The sequence below is a fragment of the Arthrobacter sp. PvP103 genome (assembly GCF_017833075.1).
Lineage (GTDB): Bacteria > Actinomycetota > Actinomycetes > Actinomycetales > Micrococcaceae > Arthrobacter.
In genome coordinates this window covers 3,197,580-3,216,362 of the sequence record NZ_JAFIBQ010000001.1, presented here as the reverse complement: position 1 = coordinate 3,216,362, position 18,783 = coordinate 3,197,580, and the positions used below count along the sequence as shown (strand labels likewise).

At 65.0% G+C, this 18,783-nt stretch carries 16 protein-coding genes and 1 tRNA gene; 6 read left to right on the top strand and 11 right to left on the bottom strand.

Annotated features, from left to right (window positions below; translation table 11 throughout):
* Positions 1 to 24 precede the first annotated feature (24 nt).
* The 3 genes from JOE41_RS14875 to JOE41_RS14865 all read right to left on the bottom strand — a co-directional run bounded on the left by JOE41_RS14875 (position 25) and on the right by JOE41_RS14865 (position 1,556).
* Positions 25 to 567, bottom strand: coding sequence for a hypothetical protein (locus JOE41_RS14875; RefSeq protein WP_209752787.1), 543 nt, complete (start codon positions 565 to 567; stop codon positions 25 to 27).
* Between the two features lie 312 nt (positions 568 to 879).
* Complete coding sequence (locus JOE41_RS14870) at positions 880 to 1,182, bottom strand: DUF4193 domain-containing protein (RefSeq protein WP_011690622.1); 303 nt, start codon at positions 1,180 to 1,182, stop codon at positions 880 to 882.
* A 155-nt stretch (positions 1,183 to 1,337) separates the two neighbouring features.
* Entirely contained in the window at positions 1,338 to 1,556 is a 219-nt protein-coding gene (locus JOE41_RS14865) for a hypothetical protein (protein WP_043429383.1), read from the bottom strand.
* Positions 1,557 to 1,674: 118 nt separating this feature from the next.
* Here JOE41_RS14865 and JOE41_RS14860 point away from each other — a divergent pair, with 118 nt between their 5' ends.
* Positions 1,675 to 2,025: a hypothetical protein gene (locus JOE41_RS14860; protein ID WP_209752786.1), complete on the top strand. Its 351-nt coding sequence runs from the start codon at positions 1,675 to 1,677 to the stop codon at positions 2,023 to 2,025.
* A 30-nt stretch (positions 2,026 to 2,055) separates the two neighbouring features.
* Here the strand turns inward: JOE41_RS14860 and JOE41_RS14855 are convergent, their stop codons facing one another.
* From JOE41_RS14855 to JOE41_RS14845, 3 genes are all read right to left on the bottom strand, one after another.
* On the bottom strand, positions 2,056 to 2,526 hold the full coding sequence (locus tag JOE41_RS14855) for a GyrI-like domain-containing protein (protein ID WP_011690620.1): 471 nt from the start codon (positions 2,524 to 2,526) through the stop codon (positions 2,056 to 2,058).
* Between the two features lie 94 nt (positions 2,527 to 2,620).
* Positions 2,621 to 2,697 (bottom strand) — tRNA-Thr (locus JOE41_RS14850).
* 156 nt (positions 2,698 to 2,853) lie between these two features.
* Positions 2,854 to 3,744, bottom strand: a complete 891-nt coding sequence (locus JOE41_RS14845) for a DsbA family protein (RefSeq protein ID WP_209752785.1) — start codon at positions 3,742 to 3,744, stop codon at positions 2,854 to 2,856.
* Positions 3,745 to 3,924: 180 nt separating this feature from the next.
* Here JOE41_RS14845 and JOE41_RS14840 point away from each other — a divergent pair, with 180 nt between their 5' ends.
* From JOE41_RS14840 to JOE41_RS14825, 4 genes are all read left to right on the top strand, one after another.
* Entirely contained in the window at positions 3,925 to 5,427 is a 1,503-nt protein-coding gene (locus JOE41_RS14840; RefSeq protein ID WP_011690618.1) for a trehalose-6-phosphate synthase, read from the top strand.
* Complete coding sequence (gene otsB / locus JOE41_RS14835) at positions 5,417 to 6,235, top strand: trehalose-phosphatase (protein ID WP_011690617.1); 819 nt, start codon at positions 5,417 to 5,419, stop codon at positions 6,233 to 6,235. The genes JOE41_RS14840 and otsB overlap by 11 nt, the downstream gene beginning before the upstream one ends.
* Positions 6,236 to 6,491: 256 nt before the next feature.
* Positions 6,492 to 7,574 (top strand): ABC transporter ATP-binding protein, encoded by a 1,083-nt coding sequence (locus JOE41_RS14830; RefSeq protein WP_043429380.1) that lies wholly within the window; start codon positions 6,492 to 6,494, stop codon positions 7,572 to 7,574.
* Between the two features lie 174 nt (positions 7,575 to 7,748).
* Positions 7,749 to 9,164 (top strand): DUF4032 domain-containing protein, encoded by a 1,416-nt coding sequence (locus tag JOE41_RS14825; protein ID WP_011690615.1) that lies wholly within the window; start codon positions 7,749 to 7,751, stop codon positions 9,162 to 9,164.
* Here the strand turns inward: JOE41_RS14825 and JOE41_RS14820 are convergent, their stop codons facing one another.
* From JOE41_RS14820 to JOE41_RS14800, 5 genes are all read right to left on the bottom strand, one after another.
* Positions 9,165 to 10,535, bottom strand: coding sequence for an FAD-binding oxidoreductase (locus JOE41_RS14820; RefSeq protein WP_209752784.1), 1,371 nt, complete (start codon positions 10,533 to 10,535; stop codon positions 9,165 to 9,167).
* Between the two features lie 85 nt (positions 10,536 to 10,620).
* Positions 10,621 to 12,588: a glycoside hydrolase family 13 protein gene (locus JOE41_RS14815; protein ID WP_209752783.1), complete on the bottom strand. Its 1,968-nt coding sequence runs from the start codon at positions 12,586 to 12,588 to the stop codon at positions 10,621 to 10,623.
* A 2-nt stretch (positions 12,589 to 12,590) separates the two neighbouring features.
* Positions 12,591 to 13,568 carry a sugar ABC transporter permease gene (locus tag JOE41_RS14810; RefSeq protein WP_011690612.1) on the bottom strand — a complete coding sequence of 326 codons (978 nt, stop codon included), beginning with the start codon at positions 13,566 to 13,568 and terminating at the stop codon, positions 12,591 to 12,593.
* Positions 13,565 to 15,238, bottom strand: a complete 1,674-nt coding sequence (locus JOE41_RS14805; RefSeq protein ID WP_011690611.1) for an ABC transporter permease subunit — start codon at positions 15,236 to 15,238, stop codon at positions 13,565 to 13,567. Before JOE41_RS14805 ends, JOE41_RS14810 begins: the two co-directional genes overlap by 4 nt.
* Before the next feature lie 165 nt (positions 15,239 to 15,403).
* Positions 15,404 to 16,702, bottom strand: coding sequence for a maltose ABC transporter substrate-binding protein (locus tag JOE41_RS14800; RefSeq protein WP_011690610.1), 1,299 nt, complete (start codon positions 16,700 to 16,702; stop codon positions 15,404 to 15,406).
* Positions 16,703 to 17,007: 305 nt separating this feature from the next.
* Between JOE41_RS14800 and JOE41_RS14795 the strand changes: the two genes are divergently transcribed.
* Positions 17,008 to 18,744, top strand: coding sequence for a glycoside hydrolase family 13 protein (locus tag JOE41_RS14795; protein WP_245200723.1), 1,737 nt, complete (start codon positions 17,008 to 17,010; stop codon positions 18,742 to 18,744).
* Positions 18,745 to 18,783: the final 39 nt, after the last annotated feature.

Sequence of the window (18,783 nt, the reverse complement as noted above, 5' to 3'; positions counted from 1 at the left end):
GGCCGGTCAGGTAGTTCCGGCAGGTCACCAGTAATGGGCCACGTCAATGACCAGACGGGATCCGGACCGGGGTCCGTCCAGGCTGAACACCCGGAAGGGAAGGCGTCCGCGGACGCCGAGGCCGATGGTTGAATATCCTTCAAAGCTCCCGGCCCAGGCCACCTGGCGGAAGGTCTGGTAGCCGCCAACGTTGGACAGTTCATTCCGGTCGGCCGGATTGAAGGTGGAGTTTCCGCCGTCGTCATAGGCGGGAGCATTGACAGTGATCTGCAGGAACGCCCGGCCCCTGAGCGGAACCGGCAAGCCCGAACCGTCCTGCACCACAGTGGGGACATACCTGACCGTGTAGCCCTCCACCGGACCGTTGAGGTCTACCACCAGGCGGTCGAAGCAGTAGTGCTGCCCGGTGCGCACGTTGGTGACCTTCGCGGTGCTCATGGCCGCCTCGGACTTCGCCAGCGAACCCCACACCAGTCCGCAATAGGAGGCGGACGCCGGCGCAGGTGCCACCAGGCCCAGTCCCGTTGCCATCAGGATTGCCGCCAGCCACACTTGAAACTTCTTCATTTCAGCCACCCTTGGAAGTGATGAGATATCTCAAGCGTAGGAGCCCTGACAGGCGAAAACGAGGGCCGAAATGCCTTCGGCGCCCAACCGTTAGCCTCCCCCCGGACAGGTCACGGGACGGCCAACCAGCTGCGCCATTGCCGCCATTCCGGTTCCGTCCGGGTCGCTTTTGGACGCGCTTCCGTGACATCGGATAACGACGGCGGCCCCTCGGCCGGCGCTGGTGAAACAGCGCAGGCGCCGACAGCCCGTGCGGGCTGCCGGCGCCTCGTGATGCCGTGCTTGTGAATTGTGGTGCGCGCCGGGAGTTGCTTAGCCTTCGCAGTCGCGGCAGTACTTCATGCCGTTCTTTTCGCGCGCAACCTGGGACCGGTGGCGGACCAGGAAGCAGGAGGAACAAGTGAATTCGTCGGACTGCTCGGGAACAACAGTTACCGTAAGTTCCTCGCCGGAAAGATCCGCTCCGGGGAGGTCGATGCCCTCGGCCGTATCGTTCTCATCAACATCGATAACGGCTGTCTGGGCTCCGCCGCCGCGGGACGCCTGAAGGGCCTCCAGGGATTCAGCCGGAGACTCTTCTTCTGTCTTGCGTGGGGCGTCGTAATCGGTAGCCATTTGGGGGTTCGCTTTCGTTGCTGCTCAGCGCCATTTCAGGCACCTCAGTGAAGCAGTTTAGGTCATTATGCCGGTAGTTGAAGAAAAGTGTGTTCAACCCGACAAATTACTTGGCCGGACAGCAGCGACCAGGCTTCCGAGCAGCAGGCTGGCGGTTATCCCTTGCTGGCCGCGGCAGCCGTTTCCCGGTGCGCCGTCGCCGCGTGGTCGGCAGCAATCGACACTCCGCTCAGCGCCGGCAGCCAGCCCCATCTGGTGACATCGGCGATGGCGGCGTTGCCTTGTTCCCAGGCACCGCCCGCGGAGGATGCGGCGGCCGGCATGGGACTGGCCTCGAACCACGAGGCGATTCTGGTGAGCAGGCGTGTAGTCATAGGCCCAAAGTAGGCGCCCCATATTGTGGGCAGGTTTCGCCGCAGTCTCCACGGCGTTACTTTTTCGGAGCGATCCGCCTCTGGCGGTCCGCACACCTTGGATCTAGCCTTTACGCACATGGCCACGAAACTGAACAAGAAGGCGCTCGAACACGCGCGCAGCCTCGTGAAAGACGGAAAGGTTGTCCGTGACACCCGGGACGACTGGAGCGAGCACGCACCGTCGACGGACCAGGAAAATGCCTATATCGAAAAGCACGGCTTTCCGGAATTCTCCAATTGGCACCTGGGCCTGGACCCTGACGAGTCGGAAGGAACCAAAGGCAGCGTGAGCTTTCCTTTCGGGGATTTCAAGAAGGTCCACCGCTGCGCGGTCATTTCCCTGGAAACCCGGGCTGCGCAACACGACCACGATGACATCGCCAAAGCCGCCAAGGACCTGCTCGAGACGATCGACGCCGAGGACTAGCCGGCGCACACCTACCGCACGGAACGGACCCTATGCCACAGGCCAAACAACCAGGGTTTTCCAGGTGGCCGGATCGGGCTCCGCGGCGGGGTCGCTCAAGTAGTATTCCCACATTGAGTCGGCCGGGGTGAACCCTTCTTCCTTCATCCGCTCCTGGATGGCATCATACGTTGCACTCAACGTGTCGTACGGTCCGGTGTGTGTGGCTTCGAAGGCCTGGCACGCCGGCAGGATACCGGGCGCCACTCCTTCTGCCCCGGGGAAGGGCGCCGCCACCGGAAAGCCTGCCTCGACATCAACAGTGTCTGTGGGCATGCTCAGGTACCGGCCAAAAGGCGGGCCGGCAATCTGCACGGCCTGGTTCTGGACTGCGGCCATGACAGCGCCGTAAGCACGGCCGAAGAATTCCGGCAGGGCGTTCATGGGCACTTTTTCGCGGACGACGGCGGTGGGCTGCTCGGGGCGCTGAACCAGCCGGATCCCGTTTTTCTCTTGGTTCATACGCCAAGGTTCCGCGGTGTGAACTGAACAGCCAAGGGCCGAACGGCCCGGGGCCTGGAATTCGAAGGCCGGCTCTTCCCGGCACTCCTAAGGGTGGAGCCCCCTGTCGGATTCGAACCGACGACCCCCGCTTTACAAGAGCGGTGCTCTGGCCAACTGAGCTAAGGAGGCGTGCCAGTTTCTGCCTGACGGATCAGGCGCAACGGCGGCACTGGATGCAGTGCTAGATAAGGTTAGCCCAAGGACACCCCCTGGTAAAAACGACAGCGGCCCGGTGCCGGATGGTTCCGGAACCGGGCCACTGGCCTGATGCGTGAGGGGTGGTTGTTAGCCCTTGGCGTCGATTGCGGCCTGGATGAACGGGATCAGGTCGGTTTTGGCTGAGTCGCCCTTGCCCCACTGCTTGCCGTCCACGAAAGCAGTCGGAGTACCGGTCACACCGACTGCCGCAGCCTCCTGGGTGGCCACCTTCACATAGGGCCGGTATTTCTTCTCATCCACACAAGAATCGATGCTCTTGGCGCCGACATCCGTGGCCAGCTTCTTCAGGTCGTTGTCCGACAGGCCCGCACTGCCTTCTGCGGGCTGCTTATCGAAGAGCGCGTTGAGGAAGTCAGAGTACTTTTCCGGGGATTCATTGACCACGCAGGCGGCTGCGTTGGCCGCGCGGGAGGAGTAGTTGGTGGTGGACTGCTGGTCCAGGAAACCGAGCGGACGGTATTCCAGCGAGATCTTGCCTTCGTTGCGGAGGCTGGTCAACTGATCGTTATAGGTGGTTTCGAACCGTTTGCAGACGGGGCAGATGAAGTCGATGTAGACGACCACCTTCACGGGCTTGCCGGCTTCCGCCTCGGCGCCGGGAGCCTTTACTTCCGCCGGAGGCGTTTCCGGCTTGCTCGGAACGTCCTTCACGTTGACAGTGGCGGGATCGGACTTCACTACCTCGGAGTTGGCCAACAGCGTCACACCGCCATGGATGTTGCCATTGGCCGGGGTGGGGCCTTCGTCCGCAACCGGAGCGTTGTTCCTGATGTTGGAACTGACTACCAGGGCAACGATCGCGAGGATGGCCACGACAGCCACCACAATGCCCCAACCGATAAGGAGCTTGTTGCGCTTGTCCTTCTTCAGCTGCGCCTCACGGATCTCACGGGCTTTCTCGCGGGCCTCGGCAGTGCGTTCTGCTTTGGACTTGCGGGGTTCGTTTGCGGCGCTCATCAGTTCCTCGGGTCGATCGGCCAGGTGCGGACCACATCAGTGGCAACTTTGTCAGTTTAGGGGAGAAACCTGAGAGCTTGCGCCTTCAAGTTTCTGTCGCTTTGCCCAACGGATGAATAGCCCGGAAGATTCCAGCCGACTAGGGTTGACTTCGAGCCATTAGCTACCCAAGGGGCACCAATGCAGACTACGCACCGTGAAAAATCCGAAGCAAGCGCCGAAGGAAAACCCGCGCGCGGCGGCAGCCACGCGGCTGACGCGCTCTATGACTTCATGGTGGTGTCCAACCGTCTTCCGGTTGACCGCTGCGCCCCGGAGGACAGGGGGTGCGAGGACGGCTGGCGCCGCTCGCCCGGTGGCCTGGTGACCGCTTTGGCCCCGATGATGACCAAAACCGACGGCGCATGGGTGGGCTGGCACGGCGCCCCGGATGAAACCGTCAAGCCGTTCAGCCACGGCGGCATGGACCTGGTCCCGGTGCAGCTGAGCACGGACGACGTCGAACTTTTCTATGAGGGCTTTTCCAACGCCACTCTTTGGCCGCTCTACCACGACGTCATCGCGCCGCCGGAATTCCACCGGACCTGGTGGGATTCATACCGCAAGGTCAACCGGCGGTTCGCCGACGCCGTCGTGCGCCACGCCGACCACGGAGCCACCGTCTGGGTGCAGGACTACCAGCTGCAGCTGGTTCCCAAGATGCTCCGCGAAGCACGCCCGGACCTCAAAATCGGGTTCTTCAACCACATCCCCTTCCCCCCGCCGGAAATCTTCGCCCAGCTCCCGTGGCGCCGGGCCATCATTGACGGACTCCTCGGCGCCGACCTGGTGGGCTTCCAGCGCCCCAGCGATGCCGGCAACTTCATGCGCTCCGCCCGGCGTTTCCTGGGCGCCAGCGTCAAGCAGCAGCAGGTGCATGTCAAGGGCCCTGACGGACAAACCACCCACATTGCCCGCGCGCAGGCATTCCCCATCTCGATCGACGTCAAGCAGATCAGCGAGCTGGCCCGCAAGCCCGAAATCATCGAACGCGCCCGGCAGATCCGCCGGGACCTGGGCAATCCCAAGACCATCCTCCTGGGCGTCGACCGCCTCGACTACACCAAGGGCATCCGCCACCGGCTCAAGGCCTACGAGGAACTGCTGGCGGACGGAAAGGTCACCGTGGAGGACGCGGCACTGATCCAGGTGGCGAGCCCGAGCCGGGAGCGAGTGGAGCAGTACCGCCTCCTCCGCGAAGAGGTGGAGGGCACCGTGGGCCACATCAACGGCACCTACGACACCATGCAGAACACCGCCGTCCGGTACCTGCACCACAGCTACCCCATCGACGAAATGGTGGCGCTGTACCTTGCGGCCGACGTCATGCTGGTCACGGCACTGCGGGACGGGATGAACCTGGTTGCCAAGGAATACGTGACCGCGCGCACCAACAACGACGGCGCGCTGGTGCTGAGCGAATTCGCCGGCGCCGCCGACCAGCTCAAGCAGGCGCTGCTGATGAACCCGCACGACATCGACGGACTCAAGGACACCATCATGAGGGCCGTCGACATGCAGCCGGCCGAGGCAGCCCGCCGGATGCGGTCCATGCGAAAGCAGATCCTGGACCACGACGTCGACCACTGGTCGGCGGACTTCCTTGCAGCGCTTAAAGAGAAAGTGGTCCGCGATGACACCTGATGCAGCCCCGGGCAAGGCCCCCCTCACGCTTCAGCCGGAACTCCTGGCGGCACTCAAGAAGGTTGCCGCCACGGAGCACCTCCTGGTGGCCATGGATTTTGACGGAACAATCTCGCCGCTTGTTGACCACGCAGCTGACGCCCGCCCGCTCCCCCGGTCCGCCGCAGCCTTCGCCGCCCTCGCCGCGCTACCGCGCACGACGACGGCACTCATCTCGGGCCGGGCACTGAAAAGCCTCCGGGCGGTCGCCTCGCCGCCCCCGGAGACCCTTCTCATCGGCAGCCACGGGGCCGAAGCCTGGCTGGGACCGGGTTCGTCGGAGCTGACGCTTGACCCTGACCAGCTGACCCTCCTGGCAGACGTCCGGCGCATCCTTGAGGAAATCGTGGAGCAGGCGCCGGGCACATTGCTGGAAGACAAACCCGCGGGCGTTGTGCTCCACACCCGCCTGGCTGCCGACGACGTGGCCGAGGACGCCGTCGCTGCTGCACGCGCAGCCCTGCAGGGCCTGCCCGACGTGTACCTGAAGAACGGCAACCGGGTGCTGGAAACGTCCGTGGTGCACGCTTCCAAAGGCGAAGGCATGGCGTTCCTCCGCCAGGCGACCGACGCCACGGCAGTGGTGTTCGCCGGCGACGACACCACCGACGAGGATGCGTTGGGACGGCTGTATCCCGGCGACGTGGGCGTGAAAGTCGGGCTGGACTTCACCCAGGCGCAGTTCCGCGTCGAAGCGCCCGTGCACATCGCCGAACTGCTGGAAACGCTGCTTCGGGAACGGAGCCTCGCTGTCGGTGAAGCCCCGTAAATCCGCCTAAACTCGCGGGCCGGCCGGTCGCCGGTTACAAATCTCACATGTGACGCCCGTAACATTTGCACCCAAATGCATAAAATCTGACATACTCTGTTTGTGATGTGGCGCACAGACACCGTGCGGCGTCACGCGATACTCCTCGGCTTCGGCCGGGGAGTACACGGCTGGAAAACCGTGGACAACTGAATAAACATGAACCATTCACAACGGATCGTCCGGCACGTACCTGCCGGTGAAGGGATTGATAACTGTGGCAACAGTTACTTTTGATAACGCAACACGTCTGTACCCGGGCACTGATAAGCCCGCCGTCGATAAGCTCAACATCGACATCGCCGATGGCGAATTCCTGGTCCTCGTTGGACCCTCCGGCTGCGGCAAATCCACCTCCCTGCGTATGCTCGCGGGCCTTGAGGATGTCAACGCAGGCCGCATCCTCATTGGTGACCGCGACGTCACCGATGTTCCGCCGAAGGACCGCGACATTGCGATGGTCTTCCAGAACTACGCCCTGTACCCGCACATGACCGTTGCGGACAACATGGGCTTCGCGCTGAAGATCGCCGGCGTCAGCAAGGAAGAGCGCGCCGAGCGTGTCCGCGAAGCAGCCAAGCTTCTTGACCTCGAACCGTACCTGGACCGCAAGCCGAAGGCACTCTCCGGCGGTCAGCGCCAGCGTGTTGCCATGGGCCGCGCCATCGTGCGTAACCCGCAGGTCTTCCTCATGGACGAGCCGCTTTCAAACCTTGACGCCAAGCTCCGTGTCCAGACCCGTACGCAGATCGCGTCCCTGACCCGCCGCCTGGGCGTCACCACCGTCTACGTGACCCACGACCAGGTCGAGGCCATGACCATGGGTGACCGTGTGGCTGTGCTGAAGGACGGCCTGCTGATGCAGGTCGACACCCCGCGCAACCTCTACGACAAGCCCAAGAACGTCTTCGTCGCCGGCTTCATCGGCTCCCCGGCCATGAACCTGCTGGAACTCCCCGTCGTCGACGGCGGCGTCCAGTTCGGCGGAACCGTGTACCCGGTTCCCCGCGATGTCCTCGAAGAGGCACACGGCCGCACCGTCACCCTGGGTTCACGCCCGGAGGACCTCGAGCAGGTCGCCGCAGGCGAAGGCCTCCAGGTTGAGGTTGACGTCGTCGAAGAACTCGGCGCCGATGCCTACGTCTACGGCCACACCACGCTGGACGGCAAGAGCCACGACATCGTGGCACGCGTCGACGGCCGCCGCCCCCCGATGAAGGGCGAGTCCATCTACGTTCGCCCGCAGTCCGGACATGTGCACCTGTTCGACACCAAGACCGGCCTGCGCCTCGGCGACTAGTTACCGGTTGCGGAGCTGAGTCAGGTGGTTGCAGCAGCAGCCAACACCTGACCGGCACCTAGCAGCACTGACCGACGGCGGCCCCTCCTCACAGGACGGGCCGCCGTCGTGATTTAAGCGCGGTTTCCTGACTTTGTTTAGGCGGCCTGCCCCTACGTACGGAAGAATTGGCACATGACCGAGGAAAGCAACGCCCAATGGCACGACGAACCCACCGACTACGGCCAGATCGGCAAACTGCCTCGGTTTGAAGCGGCCAGCGCCAACGACGACAAGAATTCCAACGTCTCCAGCAACCTGAGCATCACCGCCGCCTCTGCTGATCCCGGGCTCCTGGACCTGCCATGGCACGTTGCGCTGGAGGACTGGCCCGCTGAATACCTTGCCGCCCTTCCCCGCGGTATTTCCCGGCACATCGTGCGGTTCGCCCACTTGGGCGGTTCCGTGATCGCCATCAAGGAAACGTCCGAACACGTGGCCCGGCACGAGTACCACATGCTCCGCAAGCTGGCGCGCCTGGACGTGCCCTGCGTCGAGCCGGTGGCCGTGATCACCGGGCGCACCACACCGGACGGCAGGCCGCTGAACCCGGTGCTGGTCACGCGGCACCTGAAGTTCTCCATGCCCTACCGGGCGCTCTTCTCCCAGATGCTGCGCAAGGACACCCTGACGCGCCTGATCGATGCGCAGGCGCTGCTGATGGTGCGGCTGCACCTCATCGGTTTCTACTGGGGCGACGTCTCACTCTCCAACACCCTCTTCCGCCGCGACGCCGGCGCTTTCGCCGCCTACCTGGTGGATGCCGAGACCGGCGAGCTGTATCCGGACCTTTCCACCGGCCAGCGCGAGTACGATCTTGAGATTGCCCGGGTCAACATCGCCGGGGAGCTGATGGATCTGCTGGACGGCGGCCTGATCGAGGAGAAGGTGGACCCGGTGGCCACCAGCGAACTCATCATGGACAGCTACCGGCGGCTCTGGACCGAGCTGACGGAGAAGGAGTCCTTCGAGATCGGCGAACGCTGGCGCGTGGCCGCCCGGATCCGGAAACTCAACGAACTGGGGTTCGACGTTGAGGAATACGCGATCAAGACCACCCAGAACGGCTCCACCATCCAGCTCCAGCCCAAGGTGGTGGACGCGGGCCACCACCAGCGCAGGCTGTTGCGGCTCACAGGACTGGACGCCCAGGAGAACCAGGCCCGCCGCCTGCTCAACGACATGGACTCTTTCCGTGCGGACAACAACCCCGCCATGGATGAGGAATACAGCGCCCATCTGTGGGTCAGCCAGATCTTCGAGCCCATCGTCCGTTCGATTCCACGCGACCTCTCCGGCAAACTCGAACCGGCGGAGGCTGTCCACGAAGTGCTGGAACACCGCTGGTACATGTCCGAGAAGCAGGAACGGCACATCCCGCTCGCCGAGGCCGTGCAGTCGTACATCGATTCCATCCTCCGGCACCGCCGCGACGAGGCAGCAATCATGCTCAACCCGGACACCGAACTGCTCAAGATCCTCGAGGTGGAAACCGAGCAGTCCCGGTACGGCGATGAAGACATCGACGAATACCCAGACTCCGACGACTAGCTAGATCGCCTTTCCGGGGTTCAGGATGCCGGCCGGATCAAAGAGGTGCTTGATCCGGCGCTGCAGCTCCCGTACGGGTTCGGGCTGTTCCAGGCCCAGCCACCGCAGTTTGTACTGCCCGATCCCGTGCTCGCCGGTAATGGTCCCACCCATGGCCAGAGCCACGGTGATTGACCTGTCCAGGGCCTCGCCCAGCCGCTGCATGGCATCGGCGTCCACCTGGTTGTCCAGGCGGTCCACCCAGAAGGTGGGATGCAGGTTGCCGTCCCCTGCGTGGGCCACGACCTTGAGCTGCACGCCGTGGGCCACAGCCATGGCTTCAAGTTCGCCGATGTAATCCACCAGCCGCGAGCGCGGCACGGCCACGTCCTCCCCCACCCTGTATTCGTCGTCCACTTCGACGCCGCGGCTGTTGCGCCGCAGCTCCACCAGCTGTTCGGCTTCCGCGCTGGCCTCGGTGGTCACTGTTGCTCCGCCGGCTGCAATGACCTCGCGGACCACCTCAGCCTCCGCGGCCGCCCCGAAGCCGTCCGTCTGGATCAGCAGGAGCGAGGCTCCCCGCGAGCTCAGGTCCGAGCCGTGGATTTCGTCGAGCTGATGCAGCGAACCGCCGTCGAGCAGTTCCATGATGGCGGGCTGGACGCGGGCCTTGCCCACGGCCAGGACGCCCGCCGCGGCGCTGCGGAAGTCCGGGTAGAACGCGGCGATGGTGTGGACTTCGCGGGGCAGGTACTTCAGCCGCACTGTTGCCCCCACCACGATTCCGAGCGTTCCCTCCGATCCGACGAACAGTCCGGTCAGGTCGTAGCCGGCAACCCCCTTGAACGTCTGGTGCCCGGTGTGGATCAGGGAACCGTCCGCCAGCACCACGTCGAGGGCCAGGACCGAATCACGGGTAACACCGTATTTTGCGCAGCGCAGGCCGCCGGCGTTGGTTGCAACATTGCCCCCGATGGTGGACATCCGGAAGCTCGCGGGGTCGGGGGCGTACATCAGCCCGTGGACGGCGGCGGCGTCGTTGAGGTCGGCATTGATAACGCCGGGTTCGACGACGGCGGTCTCGTCGTCCGGGTTCAGGTCCAGGATGCGGTTCATCCGTTCAAGGCTCAGCACGATGCACCCCTGGCTGGCGTGGGCACCGCCGGACACGCCAGTACCGGCGCCACGGGCAACAATGGGCACGCTGTGCTTGGCGCACGCACTGACCACGGCCTGGACATCCGCCACCGTTTCGGCCCTCACCACAGCAAGCGGCAGCTGGTAGTCGAGCACGGGGGCCTGATCCACGGCGTAGGCCGCCAGGGTCAGGTCGTCCATGGCCAGCTTGCCGGGCTCCAGGATGGTTTTGAGCTCGTCAGCAATGTTGCTCATGCGGCCTCCAGGTCCGTCGAATCCGGCCTTCAGTCTAGACGGCCGAACCCGGCGTCCCGGCAGCACTGCCCGCGACTGCTGCGGCTTACGGTGTCCGGGTTCCGGGAAGTATCCACACCGCGGCCGCTGCTTGGCCCGCGCTGATCCGGGTGCCGGCACTCCGGGCCGCCGCATCGGTCCGGACGTCGGCCGTGCAGAATGTGGGATCTGCCGCGAGGGCGGAGAACTGGGCCGGAGACAGTGCGCCGGCCGCGAGGTCGGCCCGGGCGGGTGCGCGGGCCACGAACACCAGGACCGCGGTCTCTGCTGTCTCGCGGATATAGGCGAGCGCGTCGCCGTCGGCATGCAGCCAACGGATTCCGCCTCCGGTGAGCGCCGGCTGCTTCCGCCGCAGGGCTGCCATGGCCGAATAGCTGGCACGGAGGTCCGCCCCAATCCGGGAGGGGTCGTTCCACGGCATCGGCGTCCTGGAGTCTTCGCCGTTGTACCCTTTGAGGCCAAACTCGTCTCCGGCGAAGACCACAGGGACACCGGGAATCGTGAACATCATGACGGCCCCGAGCAGCTGCCCGCCGTCGATCATCACCGTGGCTGCACGTGCGGTGTCGTGGCTGTTCAAGGCGTTCATGTTCTGCAGCCGGAGATCCCAGCTGAAGGCCGATGCCAGGTCCAGGTGGGTGGCGAGGAAGTCCTCGGCTCCCATCCGGTTGGGGCCCGCAAGGGGGGTGCCGAAAAAATTGACGTGCGCGGCGTCCCCTGCCAGCCAGGACCACAGCGGGCGGGTGAAGTTGGCGTAGGTCATGGCCCCGTGCCAGTGTTCGCCGGTGAAGTCCGGCGCGGCATCGTTGGTGGCTTCGGCCAGCAGTGCGGCTTCCGGGTTGATGTCCCTGACCCGGTCCGCGATCAGGCAGGCCACCTCCCGGTTGAGGTCCGTGGCGCCCAGCCGGCCGGTCATGTTGCCGACGTCGATCCGCCAGCCGTCCAGGTTGAACGGGGGCCTGAGCCAGCGCGCCACCGGCGAGTCATCGTCCAGGACGAACCTGTCCCTCAGGCCCCCTGAAGACCAGTTGAGCTTGGGCAGCGAGGCGACGCCGTACCAGGATTCGTAGGCCCTGGCACCCGCTTCGGTGGCGCCTTGTTTCCCGGTCCCCGTGAAGTAGTAGTAGCCGGCCTCGGCGGATGCGGGATCGGCCAGCGCCTGCCGGAACCACTCGTGGGCATCGCCCGAATGGTTGGCCGTGAGGTCGCCCATCACTTTGATCCCGCGGGCATGGGCCGCTTTCACCAGCGTCACGAGGGCATCATCGCCGCCCAGGAGCGGATCCACTGCGTTGAAGGTGGAGGCATCGTAGCGGTGATTGGAGCGTGCCGGGAAGAAGGGTGTCAGGTAGATGACGTCGGCGCCGAGTTGCTGGATATGGTCCAGTTTTTCGGCCACCCCGTTGAGGTCGCCGCCGTAGAACTGGAACGGCGTGGCCGGTCCGGTTCCCTCCACGGGCGTGTGGTCCCATGCGGACGGTATGGCCCAGTCAGGCACCGGACGCGAACCGGCGTCGGCGGAGCGCGCGAAGCGGTCCGGAAACACCTGGTACATCGTTCCCCGGCGCAGCCACTGCGGCGCTGCCGGGAAGGTGGTCAGGCGGAAGTCCGCGTAGTCGGAGACGTCGCGGCGGAACAGGCCCTGGGCGTTGAGGCTCCAGTACCCCGGGGTGCTGCCCCCATGTCCACTACCCGTCTGTCCGCTGCCGGGAGTACCGCCGTCGTGCTCGCTATCCGCGACTTCCAGCAGGAAGCGATACCGGGCCACCGGGTTGGTGACGGTCATTTCCGCTTCCCACCAAACCCAGCCGTCAAGCTCCCCCAGGCTGCGCGCGGCGTCGTACCGGGGTTCACCGTCCTGGACCGACCGCACCCAGACCCGGGCGGCACGGCCCCATGCCGCGGGTATCCGCACGCGGAGCCCGGCATCATCGCCGAGGCCGGCGCGCCGAGGCACATGAAGCGGCGAACCGTCGTGGTGCGGGAGGGGGCAGGACGGGAGGTATGCCGGCATGCTCAGCCCTTCACCGAGCCCTGGGTGAGGCCGCTGACAATGTAGCGCTGAAGGAACAGGAACAGTGCCATCACGGGGACAGCTGCGAGTACGGCGCCGGCGGCGAACACCCCCCAGTTCTCCGAGCGCTGCTGGGCGACGAAGGAGTAGAGTCCGACGGCGAGCGTCTGGCTGTCCGGGTCGGTCAGCACCACGCTGGCTATGACGAATTCGCTGGAGATGCCGATGAAGGCCAGCAGCCCCACCACTGCGAGGATCGGTGTGACCAGGCGCAGGATGATGCCAAAGAAAATCTGCACGTGGCTGGCGCCGTCGATCTTGGCTGCCTCGTCCAGGGACTGCGGGACGGTGTTGAAGAAGCCGTACATGAGGTACGTGTTCACTCCCAGGGCGCCGCCAAGGTACACCATGATCAGGCCGAGCTGGCTGCCCAGGCCAAGGGCCGGAATGACCTCGGAGATCCCGCTGAGCAGCAGGAAGATGGCCACCACGGCCAGCAGCTGCGGGAACATCTGAAGCAGGAGAAGGCTCAGCAACCCGATCCTGCGCCCCTTGAACCGCATGCGGGAAAATGCGTAGGCGGCCATGGCGCCCAGGAACACCGTTGCTGCGGAGGTCACCACGCCCACCACCATGGTGTTGACGAACCAGCGGCCGAAGGGCCGGGACGGGTCGTTGAACAGGGCAGTGAAGTTGCCGAAGTCGAATTTGCTGAAGAGTGCGTTCGAGCCCACGAGAGTGCCCGTGGAGTTGAACGCGGCGGACAGCACATAGAGAAGCGGGAAGATCGCGAAGATGGTCACTGCGATTCCCACGACGTGCCGCCAGCCCTTGTCTTTGAACCAGACACCGAACGCGCGCCGCCGGTGCAGCTGCTTCAGCTGCTCGACGGTAGCGCCTGCTGCGGTGCCCGCTTCGGTGACTGCGGAGCCTGTGGCGGGTTCCGCCGTCGTACCGGTGCGTGCCGTTGACCCGTTCATGAGTTCACGTCCTCGAGTGCTTTGGTCTGCTTGAAGCTGATGGCCGAAACGGTTGCCACGATGATGAAAATGATGATGGCCAGGGCGCTGGCCAGGCCGTAGTCGCGGCCGGTCCCCTGCCCGAACGCCACCTTGTACACCAGCGTGATCAGGATGTCCGTGGCTCCAATGTCGCGGTCGGTGTCCGCGAAGCGCGGTCCGCCGCCGGTGAGCATGTAGATCACATTGAAGTTGTTGAAGTTGAAGGCGAAGGAGGAGATCAGCAGCGGGGCAATCGAGACCAGCAGAAGGGGAAGCTTGATGGACCGGAAGACACGCCATGGGCCGGCGCCGTCCATCCGGGCAGCCTCGTCGAGCTCCGTCGGCAGCGACTGCAGGGCGCCGGTGCAGACCAGGAACATGTACGGGAAGCCCAGCCACAGGTTGACCACCAGGACGCTGATCTTGGCCAGGACCGGGTCCGTGAGCCAGCCGATAGTCGCGCCGCCCAGCAGCGTTTGGTTGAGCCAGCCGAATTGCGGGTTGAGGATACCGGACCAGACCAGTCCGGACAGGAACGCCGGGAAGGCATAGGGCAGGATCATCAGGATCCGGTAGACCTTCTTGCCACGCAGGTCCTCGCGGTTGAACGTGATGGCCAGGAACAGGCCAAGCGCGAAGGTCAGCGCAACAGACGCGACGGCAAAAGTGAAGGTCCAGAGGATGACACCGAGCAGCGGACCGCGCAGGCTCGGATCGGTGAAGGCGCGGGCAAAGTTATCCATACCGACGTCGATCTTCCAGCCCGTGGTGAGGGTCTGGCCGTTGCCGTCCGCGAAGGCGCCCTTGCCGTTGTCGCGGAAAACGGCGCCGGTATCGGTGTCGGTGAAGGTGTCGGCCGCCGCGTCATAGGTCAGCGCCGGCTTGAACTCGTAGGCGCTGCTGCCGTCCGCCGTGCGCAGGGTGCCGTCAGCGGGGTCGTCCGAGACAGGCACCGTGATGGCCAGGATCTCCTGCTGGTTTGCCACGATTTCCTGGAAGTTCAGCGTCCGGTAGCCGTCAACGGAGTTGGCCTTGCCGGTGGAGTCCGTGCCGGCGTCGGGCACTTCATTCAGGGGCGTACCGGTGCTGCCGATGGAAGCCTTGCCGTCGGGATCGGTGAACAGCAGGTAGAAGTCGCTGCCTTTGGTGAGGACCGCCGCCTTGTAGGCCGGCGAGTCCGGGACACGCTTTTGGGCCGTGAGCTGGATGGCCGCGATTGCGTCGTCCTTGGTGCTGTTGTGCCCGTCGCCGTAGTTGGTGAAGGCGATGTAGCCGCTGAAGAGGACCACAAAGACCTGGAACACCAGCAGGAACAGCACGCCCGGCGCCAGGTATTTTGCGGGCAGTCCCCCCTTGCGGAGGTAGATCCAGTTAATGGCCAGTACGACGGCGGACGAGACCGCGAGGGCACCCCAGGACTGGCTCAGGAAGAGCATCATCAGGACATAGACGGCCAGTGCGTCAACGAGGCCCAGGAGCACGATCTTGGCCACGGTCCCCTTGATGGAATCCTGGCGGGAGCTGCGTTTCGGCAACCCCGGCCGGCGGCCCGAGGTGCGGCCGCCCGGTGATGGCGCCACTGCCGATGTTGGCGCGGCTCCCGGCGAGGGGGGCGGCGGGGAATCCTGGAAGAGATCTGTTTTGGGCATGGCTGTCTATGGTCCTTGGGAGAAGCGGGGCCGTGGAAGGTGCGGGGCGCTGCAATGAGGGGCGCTGCAGCAACGGGCCGGGCAGCGGCAAGGCTGCCCGGCCCGTGCCGGCCGGGGTGAACCGGCGGGCGGCGTCAGCCGGCGGGCGGCGGGCGGCGGGCGGCGTTAGCCGGCGATCTTCGCCTTGATGCTGGCAGCCATCTTGGCCCACTCGGCAGCGGGATCGCCCTGGCCCTTGATCAGCGCGAGTTCAGTGGCTCCCCAGTCGGCCCAGACCGCGCTCATTTCCGGAATGGCAGGCATGGGCACGCCGGTGGCGCCGATCTTGCCGAATGCTTCCACCACGGGGTCGCTGGCTGCCTTCTCGAAGGAGGCCTTCAGCGCCGGCGGACGGCCGCCGGCCTTGTACATGGAATCCTGCGCCGCTTCGGAGGTGAGGTAGTTGGTTACGAATTCATTGGTGGCAAGGGCGTTAGCGCTCTTGGCGCTGATGAAGAAGCCGTTGACGCCGATAAACGGCTGGGCGGGCTTGTCGCCGGCGGTCGGCAGGGCGTCCACGGCAAACTTGATGCCCTTCTTCTGGACATCCGGAACGTTCCAGGGGCCCGTCAGGAAGTAAGGGGATTCGCCTGCCAGGAACTTCTCCTTGGCGATGTCTCCGGTGATGTTGGAATTGATGATCTTTTCACCTGCGTCGCCCCAGGCCACGAGCTTCTTGGCGAACTCAACACCGGCGGCGTCACCGATGAGGAGCTGTTTGGGATCGTAGCCACCGTCGGCAGCCTGGCCGAAGACCTGCGAACCCATGGAGGCCTGCAGCGGGTAGAGGTGGTAGGGGTCACCCTGCTTGGGGTCCATGCCCACCAGGAACGGGAACTTGGCCTTGCCGTCCGCCACTGCCTTCTTGCCGTTGGCCACTACCTCGTCCAGCGTTGCCGCGCTCTCGGCCACCAGGTCGGTGTTGCGCAGCAACGCGATATTTTCGATGGCGTACGGGACACCATAGACGGAACCGTTGAAGGTCATGGCTTTGATGGACGAATCCTGGAAGGCCGACGACTTGTCCCCGAGTTCGATCGGAGCAATGACGCCGTTCTGGACGAACTTGCCGACCCAGTCATGCGGTCCGACGATCAGGTCCGGGCCCTTGCCTGTGGGTACCTGGGTGATGAAGTCATCGCGGACGGCCGCGAAGTCCTTGACGACGAGTTTGACCTCGATGCCGGTGTCAGCCTGGAACTTGGCGGTGATGTCCTTCAGGGCCGGTGACCGTTCGGCGTCGACCCACATGGTGATGGTGCCTGCACCGGCAGACTTCAGGTCCGGCTTGGCGGTAGCCGTTGCCGGCGCGGTGGCCGATGCGCCGCCGCAGGCGCTGAGCGCCAAGGCTGCGACGACGGAGAGCGCGCCCGCCGTGAAGACGCGGCGGCTGGTCCCGCTCGTGAGGGTGTTCTGCACCTTCATTGGTGTCCCTTTCATAAAAAATCCTGCATCCACGCGTCGGCCCCGTGGGCCCTGTGGCATCGTCGGTGATGTGGCTCACAGCTGCAAGCGCTTCCAAAGTACACGGGATGGCCCATGATGAAAAGTCACCCTACTCGGCAGTAGCCTGGCGCGCAAAGCGGGACGCCGACCCCGCCCGGCGGGATGATGATGCCTAGGAGCCTGCAATCCAAGGGCCAGGTAGTGGGCCGCCCGCAAGCAATGAGTTCTACGTCACAATTGGAAGCGTTTTCAATTTTAGGATGTTCCGTTCTACGATTACCGGCATGTCCGTTGACTCAATGCTCAAAGCCCCCGCCGTCGCGGCAGGGCCGCTGACCCTGGTCCACACTGCTGATGAAGCTTCCGGCTGGTGGCGGTCCGCCGTCATCTACCAGGTCTATCCGCGCTCCTTTCGGGACCTGAACGGAGACGGCATCGGCGATCTTGCCGGCATAACAGCGGAGCTGCCCCAGTTGGCCCGGCTCGATGTGGATGCCGTCTGGCTGTCGCCGTTCTACCGCTCACCGCAAAAGGACGCCGGCTATGACGTCAGCGACTACTGTGACGTCGATCCGCTGTTCGGCACCCTGGCTGACTTCGACGCCATGATGGTGGAGGCAACCCGCCTGAAGCTGCGGGTGATCGTGGACCTCGTTCCCAATCACTGCTCGGACCAGCACGCCGCTTTCCAGGCTGCCCTCGCCGCCCCCGCTGGCAGTGCGGAACGTGACATGTTTATCTTCCGGGACGGCCTGGGAACCTATGGTGAAGAGCCTCCCAACAACTGGCAGTCGCACTTTGGCGGACCCGCCTGGACACGAATCACGGAGCCGGACGGCCGGCCCGGGCAGTGGTACCTCCACCTCTTCGACACCTCCCAGCCCGACTTCAACTGGGACAACCAGGCAGTCCACGATGAGTTCGAGCGGGTGCTGCGTTTCTGGCTGGGCCGGGGCGTGTCCGGATTCCGCGTGGATGTGGCCCACGCACTGGTGAAGGCTCCCGGCCTGCCGGAGTGGGGCGGCCGGGCCGACGGCAACAGCTGCGACGGCTACCCCGGCCATGACGCACCCATGTTCGGCCAGCCGGCCCTGCATGACATCTACCGGGCCTGGCGCCGTATCCTGGCCGAGTACGGTCCGGACCGCATCCTGTGTGCCGAAGCCAATGTGGACCCGCTGCCCCGTTTGGCCGACTGGGTCCGCCCGGACGAAATGCACCAGGCGTTCAATTTCCCGTATCTCCATGCGGGCCTGGACGTCCACCGCCTGCGCGGTGTCATCACTGACTCCCTGGTGGCGCTGGACGCCGTCGGCGCGCCAAGCACATGGGTACTGTCCAACCACGACGTCGTCCGCCACGCCACCCGTTTCGGCTACGACGGCCCTGCCCCGCGCGACGGCGACGGGATCGGCACCTTTGACCGGCAGCCCGACCTGGCCCTGGGCAGGACCCGGGCTGCCGCCGCCTCCATGTTCATGCTGGGGCTTCCCGGCGGGGCGTACCTCTACCAGGGTGAAGAACTGGGCCTTCCGGACGGAATCGATATCCCGGACAGCCAGCGCCAGGACCCCACGTTCGCGCGCACCGGCGGAGAGCGGTTGGGCCGCGACGGCTGCCGGGTGCCCCTTCCCTGGCGTGCCGCTGAACTGCACGCCGGCTTCGGCTCGGGACAGGATCCGTGGCTGCCGCAGCCTGCGAGCTTCAGCGAACTGGCGCGCGACGCGCAGGCCGAAGAGCCGACGTCGCATTTGAACCTCTACCGTCGGATGCTGTCCATGCGGAGGGAGCTGGACCTGGGCAGAGGCTCGCTGGCTTGGCTGGAAAGCTGGTGCAGCGATTCGTCCCTGGCCTACGTCAACGGCACCACCCTTGTGGTCATGAACACGGGACGTGAACCGTTGGAACTCCCGGCCGGCCGGGTGCTGCTGCGCAGCTCCGCGGAGTCAGCTGCGACGAACTCGGGCGGTCATCAGCTAGGCTCGGGTGAGACGGCCTGGTTGACCCTTGAGGTTGGGTGACCCGGCAGTCGTTTGGAATTGGCGGTTGAGGACACGGAG